This window comes from Streptomyces sp. SM11, from assembly GCF_002910905.1.
Classification (GTDB): Bacteria; Actinomycetota; Actinomycetes; order Streptomycetales; family Streptomycetaceae; genus Streptomyces.
The window spans coordinates 1-10,309 of record NZ_NEUE01000093.1; the positions used below are offsets into that span (position 1 = coordinate 1).

Consider the following 10,309-nt stretch of genomic DNA (forward strand, 5'->3'; position numbering starts at 1 on the left):
GGCAGCCCTCGGCCGCCGCGGCCAGGTCGTCCGCCCCGGCCAGCAGGGCCGCGAGGAATCCGCCGTTGAACGCGTCGCCCGCCCCCGTCGAGTCGACCGGCTCGCGCACCGGCGGGGCGGGAACGCGGCCGATGACCTCGCCCCCGGCGGCCACCACGGCTCCCCGCGCGCCCAGGGTGACGACGACGCGCGGGAACCACCGGCTCAGCTCGGCCGCCGCCGGCTCCGGTCCGGGCAGCCCGGTGAGGAGCCGGGCCTCGTCCGCGTTCGGCAGCAGCAGCTCCGCCCCCTCCGCGAACTCCAGGAACCGCTTCGACCCCAGCTCGCCGAGGAACCCGGCCGACGCCGGATCCACGCTCACCGGAACGCCCCGCTCCACGGCGGTCCGCAGGGCGAGGAGGGCGGCGGCCCGGCTCGTCGCGGCGAACAGGAGATAGCCGGAGAGATGCAGCCGCCCGACACCGTCGAGCATCGACGGCGCGAAGTCCTCGGCGGCCAGCCGCAGCACCGCCCCGCCGTCGGTCAGGAACGTGCGCTCGGCCGCCGCGTCGACCAGGGCGATGACGGTCGCCGTCGGAAGCTCGTCGTCCACCGCCAGGAACGCCCGTACCCCCGCCCGCTCCAGCGCCTGACAGTGCCAGTCGGCGGACTCCGCCCCGACTCTGGCCAGCAGTCGGGCGTCCAGGCAGCCCGAACGCACCGCCCAACAGGCGACGTTGGCCCCCGCGCCGCCCGGCACGGTGCGGATCCGGGCCGCGGTGTCCGTGCCGTGAGCGAGCGCCGGTCCGTACCGCGCCACCACGTCCGTGACCACGTCACCCACCACCAACAGCCCACCGCCCGCCGCCCGGCGGTTCACCGGGCGCGGGTCGCCGCGACGGCGATCCGCGCCGCCAGAGCCACGTTTCCGCGTATGGCCGCGAGGTTCGCCTCCAGCGACGCGCCCCCGGTCCGCCGCATCAGCTGGTCCAGCAGGAACGGCGTGACGCCCTGCCCCGAGATCCCCCGCTCCCGGCACGCGTCCAGCGCCTCCGCCAGCACCCGGTCGTGCAGCGCCGGATCCAACTGGTCCTTTTCCGGTACGGGGTTGGCGACGATCAGCGCGGCCGCCGGGCCGCCCAGCGCCTCCTTCGCCCGGATCACCTCCACCACCTGTTCGGGGCTGTGCACCGTCCAGTCGACCGGTTCGCCGGAGCTGCTCAGGTAGAAGCCGGGAAAGTGCTCCGTGCCGTAGCCGACGATGCCGACGCCGAGGGTCTCCAGCCGCTGGAGGGTCGCCGGGACGTCGAGGATCGACTTCACTCCCGCGCAGACCACGGTGATCCCGGTGCGGGCGAGCAGCCGCAGATCGGCCGACTCGTCCTGGTCGTCGGCCCATCCCCGGTGCACGCCGCCGAGACCGCCCGTCGCGAAGACGCCGACGCCCGCCCGCGCCGCCAGGAACGCCGTCGCGGACACCGTCGTCGCCCCGCTCGCCCCGGAGGCGAGCGCCGGGGCGAGATCGCGGTGCCCCAGCTTGCGTACCGCCGGATCACCGGCGACCCGCTCCAACTGCTCCTCGCTCAGGCCGACATGGGCCCGCCCGTCCAGAACGGCGACGGTGGCGGGGACAGCGCCGGCGGACCGGACGAGCCCCTCCAGCTCCAGGGCCACGGAGAGGTTGCGGGGGCGCGGCAGGCCGTGCGCGATGATCGTCGACTCCAGCGCCACGACGGGCAGACCGGCGCTCAGGGCGGTGCGTACCTCCGCCGGAAGCACCGGCTCGTAGGGTCCTGGTGAGTTATGAGGCATGCCCCCATCCCTGTCGCGGGCGGGAGGGGTGCAAACCATGGATGGGCGTCCTGTGGTGGGTCCTGGCCGCGGTGTGGCCGGAAGCGGTCGCTAAGGTGACCGGCCATGACGACAAACGACCAGGTCCCCGCCTCCTTCGCCGTACACATCCCGGACGCCGAGCTCGTTCCGGAACCTCTCGATCCGGCGCAGATCGTCTCGGGCGATCCCGTGGTGACGGGCAAGGTGCTGTGGGAATCGGCCGACGGCCGGCAGATCCGGGGGATCTGGCAGATCACGCCCGGCGTGGTCACCGACACCGAGGCGAACGAGCTGTTCGTGGTCGTCAGCGGCCGGGCGACGGTCGCGGTCGATGGCGGGGCGACGCTGGAGATCGGCCCGGGGGACGCCTGCGTCCTGCGCGAGGGTGACCGGACGACCTGGACCGTCCACGAGACGCTTCGCAAGGCGTACCACATCAGCCTCTGACGGCTGTTGCCGCTGCTGTGATTCCGGCTGTGGTGGTGGCGGTGGTGGCGGTGGATGCGGCCGCGGTCCGGCGGCGCGTCAGCCGCCCGCCACTCCCGGCCGCCGCAGGTCCCGGCGCAGGGCGAGCGCGGCGACCGGCAGCAGCAGAGCGGCGCCGATCGCGTTCAGGAGGCCGTACCCCCACTGGGCGACGATCACCCCGGCCGCCGCCCCGCCGACCCCCGCCGCCGCGTTCATCGTCAGGTCCGACAGCCCCTGCACCGCCGCCTGGGCGGACTGCGGCACCGCGTCGGTGAGCAGAGCCGAACCGGCGATCATCCCCGCCGACCAGCCGAGGCCCAGCACGAACAGGCCCACGGCGGTCTGGCCGTGCCGGGGCCCGGCGGTGCCCGCGAGCAGCGCGGCGAGGCTCAGCAGTCCGACGGCCAGGCCGATCACGGCCAGTCGGCCGAACCGGTCGGCCAGCCACCCCATCACCGGGGAGAACGCGTACATGCCGGCGATGTGTCCGCTGATGACGAGTCCGATCAGCTGGAGACCGGCGCCGTGCCGTCCCAGGTCGACCGGGGTCATGACCATGATCGACACCATGGCGGTGTGCGACACGGTGACCGTCACCAGGGCCAGCCGCGCCATCGGCGACTCCCGCACCGCATCGATCCCGACACGCAGGGGCCGCTTCGGCGGTCCCGCCGGTCCCGCCAGGCCCTCCGGGGCCAGGGCGCGGGCGGTGAGGAGCGGATCCGGGCGCAGCGCGAGCGCCACGACGAGCCCGGCGAGCAGGAACACGGCGGCCGAGCACAGAAACGGCCCGGCCGCCTCGGGCACCGGCGTACCGCGGAACAGCCGGCTCGCCGGGGCCGAGATGTTGGGCCCCAGCACCGAGCCGATCGTGGTGGCCCAGACGACGGTGGAGATCGCCCGCCCCCGTCGCTCCGGCCCCACCAGGTCGGCCGCCGCGAACCGGGCCTGGAGACCGGCCAGGGACCCCGCGCCGAACGCCGCCATGCCGAGCAGCAGCAGCGGGAAGCTGGGCAGCACGGTGGCGAGGACCACCAGACCACCGCCCAGCGCACCGATCAGATAGGCGAGCACCAGGCCGGACCGACGGCCCCGGGAGGTCATCAGGGCGGCCAGCGGCAGCGACAGCAGCGCCGTGCCGACGACGGACGCGGTCGGCGCGAGCCCGGACAGCGCCTCGGATCCGCTCACCTCGGCGGCCAGCATCGGGGCCAGGGCGATGCCGATGGCCACACCGAGGCCGCCGAGTATCTGGCTGACGACGAGCACGGCCGACGTCCGGCGCTGGAGAGCGGGCAGCCCGGCGGCCGTGAACTGGGGGAGGGAGGGAGGTGGCGTCACCGGCGCAGTGTGCCACCGCTCGGCCGCCGCCGTGCATCCGGGCGGGTGAACGCATCCCGGCGGTGTCCGGCCGGACGCTCGCCAGGGATGCCGGGCACCCCGTGGGCGCTTCCCAGGAGTGCCCGGCAGGATCGACAGGCCCCAGTAGCTCCTTCCCCGAGCTCTCAGCTCCGTTCGAGCGGGGGAGGCCGCGTCCGAGACCATTGCTGCGCCGTGCGATCGCACGCATCCAGCGCCGTGCGATCGCGCACGCACCATGCGCCGCCGGCCGCCCTTCGGGCGACGACGGCAGTTCGACGACAGGCCCTAGAACAGCGGCTGCGGCAGGACCCCCTCCAGCGCCAGCAGCTGCCGCTTGGTCTCCGTACCGCCGCCGAACCCGCCCAGGCCGCCGTCGCTCTCCACCACCCGGTGGCACGGCACCACCACCGGCAGCGGGTTGGCCCCCATGGCCGCCCCCACCGCCTGCGCTCCCTCCGGCCGGCCGACCCGCGCGGCCAGCTCTCCGTACCCGACGACCGTCCCGTAGGGCACCCCGGACGCCAGCTCGCGGAGCACCTCACGGTGGAACCCCGAGGCCAGCGACCAGTCCAGATCGAGGTCGAAGTCCTGCCGCTCGCCCGCGAAATACGCCGCGAGCCGGCGTATGGGCTCGGCGAGCCGCGTCGAGCCGGGCGCCTCCACCGGCTCCGAGCCGAACCGGGCCCGCAACCGGTCGAGCATCGCGTCCCGTATGTCGGGGCGGGCGTGGAAGGACACGCTCACCAGACCGGCCCCGGTGGCGGCGAGCAGCAGCGGGCCGATGCCGCTGTCCACGACGGACCACTCGACGGCCGGCTCGCCGCCGGTCCCGTAGTTGTTCATGCCGACCACGGTACGACCGGCCACTGACAGCGGCGGTCCCGTCGGCGGCAGACCGACGGGACCGACCCCGGTGCGTCAGCTCGTCGCGTCGCGCACCACGTCGGGGAAGTTGGTGATGATGCCGTCGACCCCGTAGTCGCGGGCCTTCACCGCGTCCGCCGCCTTGTTGACCGTCCACGTGTTCACCCGCAGACGCTTGCCGTGCGGGCCCTTGAGCCGCTGGACGGCCGCCACGTAGTCGGCGCCGATCGTCGCGTACGAGGGGTTGATCTGATCGGTGAACGCCGCGTACGAGGGCAGGTCGGCCACCGCCGGGGTGCCCAGGAAGCCGGTCGTGATGTCGGGGCGCAGGGCGTGCACCTTCCGCACGCTGTCGGCGCCGAAGCTCTGGATGACCAGCCGGTTCCGTACGTGGGAGCGGTCCAGCCACCCCGACCGCCCCAGTACCCGGATGATGTCCCGCTCGATGCCCGGGTAGGTCGCCGGGCTCTTGATCTCCAGGAGCAGCTTCTGCCGGTTGCGCTCCAGGCGGTGCAGGAACTGGGTGAGCGTCGGCACCCCGGCCCCGGTGAACTGCGTTCCGAACCAGCTGCCCGCGTCGAGCTTCGCCAGCTCCGCCGCGGTGAAGTCCTTGACCGCCCACGGCGCCCGGTCGGGGAAGACCTGCTCGACGTCCGTCGTGCGCTTCAGGCTGGTGTCGTGCAGCACGACGAGCTCGCCGTCGCGGGTGCGGTGGACGTCGTTCTCGACCCAGTCGATGCCGAGGGCGTCCGCGGCGTCGGCGGCGGCGAGGGTGTTCTCCGGCGCGTAGCCCGATGCCCCCCGGTGGGCCACGACGACCGGGGCCGTCTGCCGCTCCGGAGCCTCGGGCCGGTCGGCGGGAAGCAGCAGGGCGCCGGCGCCGAGCAGGGCGGCGGCCGTGGTGGAGGCGGTTGCGGTGCGGACGAACACGGGGACTCCTCACGTCGGGAGTGTGCGGATACGCAGAGAGTGACAGCGGCCCGCCAACCCCCGGCGGGGCTGCGATGGCCGCGGAATGAACGGAACCTTCGGTCCCGGGGGACCACCGCCGGCCCGGCACGACGTCGTGCCGATAAAATGTGCTTTCTTTGTCTGCCTGCCGGGACTCGCCCCTTGGGGACCCTCCTCGACCCCGGGCTTTCTCGAAGGGCGTGTGCGCATGCAGGGAACAGTCGACGGTTTCACCTACGGCCTGGTGACTCCGGTCGCGGCATTCCTCATGGCCGCGCTGGGAGCCGCCCTCGGGCTCCGCTGCACCACCCGGTCCCTCCACACCGCACGCTCCCACGGGGCCGGCTGGCTGGCGCTGGGCTCGCTGTCCATCGGCTCCGGGGTGTGGACCATGCACTTCGTCGCGATGACGGGCTTCACCGTCCAGGAGTCTCCGATCTCCTACGACAAGCCCCTCACCTTCGCCGGCCTGGCCGTGGCCGTGGTGATGGTCGGCATCGGCATCTTCATTGTCGGGTACCGGGGCGCGACCCGCATGGCGTTGATCACGGGCGGCACCATCACCGGTCTCGGTATCGCCTCCATGCACTATCTCGGCATGGCGGGCATGCGCATGGACGCGCGGTTCGCGTACGACACGCCCCTCGTCGTCCTCTCGGTGCTGATCGCCGGGTGCGCCGCCACGGGCGCGCTGTGGGCGGCCGTCGCCCTCCGGGGAGCCCTCGCCGGTTTCGGCGCGAGCATCCTGATGGCCGTCGCGGTGACCGGGATGCACTACACCGGCATGGCCGCGCTCGACGTGCACCTGCATCTGCCGTCCACCCTGTCGGCCGACCTGCCCGGCGACCGGCCCACGGAGATGATCGGCCCGATGCTGGTCGGCCCCGCCGGTTTCCTGCTCATCGCCGCCGTGGTGCTGATGTTCGACCCGAGGGCGGTGACGGGCGAACCCCGCCCGGACCCGCGGGTCGGGGGGCGCCCGCGGAGCACCACCCGCGAGGGGGCGGGAGGGTCCCGGTACCGCTGATCCGGGGCCGTTGTCAGTGGTGAGCCGTACGGTGGTTGCATGCGGCCCGTTTCCAAGATCGAACGTTCGGTGGCGCCCTTCGAGGTCGTCAGTCCCTACCAGCCCAGCGGCGACCAGCCGGCGGCCATCGCCGAGCTGGAACGGCGTATCCGCGCCGATGAGAAGGACGTCGTCCTGCTCGGCGCGACCGGCACCGGTAAGTCGGCGACCACTGCCTGGATGATCGAGAAGCTGCAGCGTCCCACCCTGGTGATGGCGCCGAACAAGACCCTCGCCGCCCAACTGGCCAACGAGTTCCGTGAGCTCCTCCCGAACAACGCGGTGGAGTATTTCGTCTCGTACTACGACTACTACCAGCCCGAGGCGTACGTCCCGCAGTCGGACACGTACATCGAGAAGGACTCCTCCATCAACGAGGAGGTCGAGCGGCTGCGCCATTCGGCGACGAATTCGCTGCTCACCCGGCGCGACGTCGTTGTGGTCGCCTCCGTCTCCTGCATCTACGGCCTCGGCACGCCCCAGGAGTACGTGGACCGCATGGTCCGGCTCAAGGTCGGCGAGGAGATCGACCGCGACCAGCTGCTGCGCCGCTTCGTCGAGATGCAGTACAGCCGCAACGACCTGGCGTTCACCCGCGGCACCTTCCGGGTCCGGGGCGACACCATCGAGATCTTCCCGGTCTACGAGGAGCTCGCCGTCCGCATCGAGATGTTCGGCGACGAGATCGAGGCCCTGTCCACGCTCCACCCGCTGACCGGCGAGATCATCAGCGAGGACCCCATGGTCCACGTCTTCCCCGCCAGCCACTATGTCGCCGGGCCCGAGCGCTTGGAGAAGGCCGTCGGCGGCATCGAGCAGGAGCTGGAGCAGCGCCTGGCCGAGCTGGACAAGCAGGGCAAGATGCTGGAGGCCCAGCGACTGCGCATGCGCACCACGTACGACATCGAGATGCTCCGACAGATCGGCACCTGCTCCGGCGTCGAGAACTACTCGATGCACTTCGACGACCGTGCGCCCGGCACCGCCCCCAACACCCTCCTCGACTACTTCCCGGACGACTTCCTCCTCGTCCTGGACGAGTCCCACGTCACGGTCCCGCAGATCGGCGCGATGTACGAGGGGGACGCCTCCCGCAAGCGGACCCTCGTCGACCACGGCTTCCGGCTGCCGTCCGCCATGGACAACCGGCCGCTGAAGTGGGAGGAGTTCCTGAAGCGGATCGACCAGACGGTGTATCTCTCCGCCACCCCGGGGAAGTACGAGCTCTCGCGTGGCGACGGGTTCGTCGAGCAGATCATCCGCCCCACCGGCCTCGTCGACCCAGAGGTCGTGGTCAAGCCCACCGAGGGTCAGATCGACGACCTGGTCCACGAGATCCGCAAGAGGACCGAGCGCGACGAGCGGGTCCTGGTCACCACGCTCACCAAGAAGATGTCGGAGGACCTCACCGACTACTTCCTGGAGCTCGGCATCCAGGTCCGCTACCTGCACAGCGACGTCGACACCCTGCGCCGCATCGAGCTGCTGCGCGAGCTGCGCTCCGGCGAGTACGACGTGCTCGTCGGCATCAATCTCCTGCGCGAGGGCCTCGACCTTCCCGAGGTGTCCCTCGTGGCCATCCTCGACGCCGACAAGCAGGGCTTCCTGCGCTCCGGTACCTCGCTCATCCAGACCATCGGCCGCGCCGCCCGCAACGTGTCCGGCCAGGTCCACATGTACGCCGACAAGATCACCCCGGCCATGGCGCAGGCGATCGACGAGACGAACCGCCGCCGCGAGAAGCAGATCGCCTACAACACCGAGCGCGGCCTCGACCCGCAGCCGCTGCGCAAGAAGATCAACGACATCGTCGCGACCATCGCCCGTGAGGAGGTCGACACCGAGCAGCTGCTCGGTACCGGCTACCGGCAGGGCAAGGAGGCCAAGGCGCCGGTACCCACGCTCGGCGGCAAGGCCGCCAAGGGCGGGACGAAGGGCAGGGCGGCCTCGCCCGGCGCGGTCCTCAGCGACCGGCCCGCGACCGAACTGGCGGGGATCGTCGAGGAGATGACCGAACGGATGCGGGCCGCCGCCGCGGATCTGCAGTTCGAGGTGGCCGCCCGGCTGCGCGACGAGGTCGGTGAGCTGAAGAAGGAATTGCGTCAGATGAAGGAAGCGGGCCTCGCCTGATTCCGGCGCCGCGGCCGGCGCCGCTGCCGAGTCCGGCACCGGGTCCGGTACCGATGTCCGCGGCACCGGGCATGCGGCGCCGGGTGTGTTGCAAGACCGACACGAAAACGGACCGAGCCTGCTGCCGCCCGGGGTGGAATGCGTAGGGTGCGGTGAAACCGCACACGGATGGTTGCGGGGCAATGCCGAGAGGGGACAGCGCGTGACGGTCAATATGACCAAGGGTCAGGCCATCAGCCTGCAGAAGAGCGACGGGGGGACCCTGACCGCGGTACGGATGGGTCTCGGCTGGCAGGCGGCTCCGCGCCGCGGCCTGTTCGGCTCACGCACCCGCGAAATCGACCTGGACGCCTCGGCGGTGCTCTTCGCCGACAAGCAGCCGGTCGACGTGGTGTTCTTCCGCCACCTCGTCAGCGATGACGGCTCGGTCAAGCACACCGGTGACAACCTGGTCGGCGGCGCGGGCTCCGGCGGCGACGACGAGGCGATCCTCGTCGACCTCCAGCGCGTGCCGGTCCACATCGACCAGATCGTCTTCACGGTGAACTCCTTCACCGGGCAGACGTTCCAGGAGGTCCGACACGCCTTCTGCCGCATCGTCGACGAGACCAACGGCCAGGAGCTCGCCCGGTACACGCTCGACGGTGGCGGCCAGTACACCGCCCAGATCATGGCGAAGGTGCACCGCGCGGGCGGCGGATGGCAGATGACGGCCCTCGGGAACCCGGCCAACGGCCGCACCTTCCAGGACCTGATGCCGTCGATCCTCCCGCACCTGTAGGGTCCCGGACCGGCCCGGCACGGGCTGGCGCGGAAACGGGCAGGGCAGCTCCCGGCGGCACCCGCCGCCGGGAGCTGCCCCACGCACGGCGCTCACGTACAGCCACGGCACACAGCCACGCGCGGCACAGCACGAACGCGGCACCGCACGGCACGGCGCCCACGGGCGCGCGGGCCATCGTCGAGGGGGACAGGGCAATGACGGCCGAACTGGTCCGGGGGCAGAACCACACCTTGCCCCAGACCCGTCTGGAGATCCGGGTGTCGGCGGGCACACCTGTCGTCGCCGGAGCTACCCTCGGCGACGAACGGGGCACGGTGCGCGGCGTCGAGTGGATCGCCCACCCCGGCTCGCCCCAGCTCCCCGGGCTCGAAGTCTCCCAGCAGGCGGCGGCCGACCACCGGCTCGCCGTCGATCTGGAGGCCCTGCCCGCCGGTGCCCACCGGGTCACCGTGCTGCTCGCGCTTCCCGTCGGCGCGGGCGGCCCGGCGCGGTTCGGCGCGGTCCCCGCACCCTTCGTCGCCGTCACCGGGCTCGACGGCGCCGAGATCGCCACCTTCACGCTCACCGGCCTGGACGACGAGTCCGCGGTCAGCGCCCTGGAGCTCTACCGCCGCCAGGACGCCTGGAAGGTCCGAGCCGTGGGACAGGGGTACGCAGGCGGGCTCGCCGAGATGCTCGCCGACCAGGGCCTGGCCGAGTCCGCAGGACTGGCCGGATCCATCCAGGAGGCCGTCACCCGGGGTCTGGCCCGCTCGGTGTCCCCGCCGACCCGCACCCCGGGAGGCGACCGCGTACGGCACGCGACGGGCTCCGCGGACCACCGCCCGCCCACGCCGCCTCCGGCCCCGGAGCCCTCCGAGCCGCTGACCGAC

Annotated in this window: 10 protein-coding genes; 5 read left to right on the top strand and 5 right to left on the bottom strand. The window is 72.4% G+C overall.

Features of this window, described 5'->3' with window-relative positions:
* Positions 1-859 (bottom strand): carbohydrate kinase family protein (locus B9S58_RS05960; protein WP_103531083.1); only part of this gene is annotated, 859 nt, incomplete at its 3' end.
* Positions 856-1,791, bottom strand: a complete 936-nt coding sequence (locus B9S58_RS05965) for a pseudouridine-5'-phosphate glycosidase (RefSeq protein ID WP_103531084.1) — start codon at positions 1,789-1,791, stop codon at positions 856-858. The genes B9S58_RS05960 and B9S58_RS05965, both read right to left, overlap by 4 nt.
* A gap of 105 nt (positions 1,792-1,896) precedes the next feature.
* Here B9S58_RS05965 and B9S58_RS05970 point away from each other — a divergent pair, with 105 nt between their 5' ends.
* Positions 1,897-2,259, top strand: a complete 363-nt coding sequence (locus tag B9S58_RS05970; RefSeq protein WP_103531085.1) for a cupin domain-containing protein — start codon at positions 1,897-1,899, stop codon at positions 2,257-2,259.
* Positions 2,260-2,337: 78 nt separating this feature from the next.
* Here B9S58_RS05970 and B9S58_RS05975 read toward each other — a convergent pair whose 3' ends face one another.
* The 3 genes from B9S58_RS05975 to B9S58_RS05985 form a co-directional block, all read right to left on the bottom strand.
* Positions 2,338-3,621: an MFS transporter gene (locus tag B9S58_RS05975; protein WP_258044198.1), complete on the bottom strand. Its 1,284-nt coding sequence runs from the start codon at positions 3,619-3,621 to the stop codon at positions 2,338-2,340.
* Positions 3,622-3,927: 306 nt separating this feature from the next.
* The gene (locus tag B9S58_RS05980) at positions 3,928-4,485 is read right to left on the bottom strand and encodes a methylated-DNA--[protein]-cysteine S-methyltransferase (protein ID WP_103531090.1); all 558 of its coding nucleotides are present in this window, start codon (positions 4,483-4,485) and stop codon (positions 3,928-3,930) included.
* Positions 4,486-4,560: 75 nt separating this feature from the next.
* On the bottom strand, positions 4,561-5,436 hold the full coding sequence (locus B9S58_RS05985; RefSeq protein ID WP_103531087.1) for a glycerophosphodiester phosphodiesterase family protein: 876 nt from the start codon (positions 5,434-5,436) through the stop codon (positions 4,561-4,563).
* 229 nt (positions 5,437-5,665) lie between these two features.
* Here B9S58_RS05985 and B9S58_RS05990 point away from each other — a divergent pair, with 229 nt between their 5' ends.
* The 4 genes from B9S58_RS05990 to B9S58_RS06005 form a co-directional block, all read left to right on the top strand.
* Positions 5,666-6,484: an MHYT domain-containing protein gene (locus tag B9S58_RS05990; RefSeq protein ID WP_103531088.1), complete on the top strand. Its 819-nt coding sequence runs from the start codon at positions 5,666-5,668 to the stop codon at positions 6,482-6,484.
* A 39-nt stretch (positions 6,485-6,523) separates the two neighbouring features.
* Positions 6,524-8,653, top strand: coding sequence for an excinuclease ABC subunit UvrB (gene uvrB / locus B9S58_RS05995; protein WP_103531089.1), 2,130 nt, complete (start codon positions 6,524-6,526; stop codon positions 8,651-8,653).
* Positions 8,654-8,855: 202 nt separating this feature from the next.
* Positions 8,856-9,434, top strand: a complete 579-nt coding sequence (locus B9S58_RS06000) for a TerD family protein (protein ID WP_073769190.1) — start codon at positions 8,856-8,858, stop codon at positions 9,432-9,434.
* A gap of 197 nt (positions 9,435-9,631) precedes the next feature.
* Positions 9,632-10,309 (top strand): TerD family protein (locus B9S58_RS06005; protein WP_146063466.1); only part of this gene is annotated, 678 nt, incomplete at its 3' end.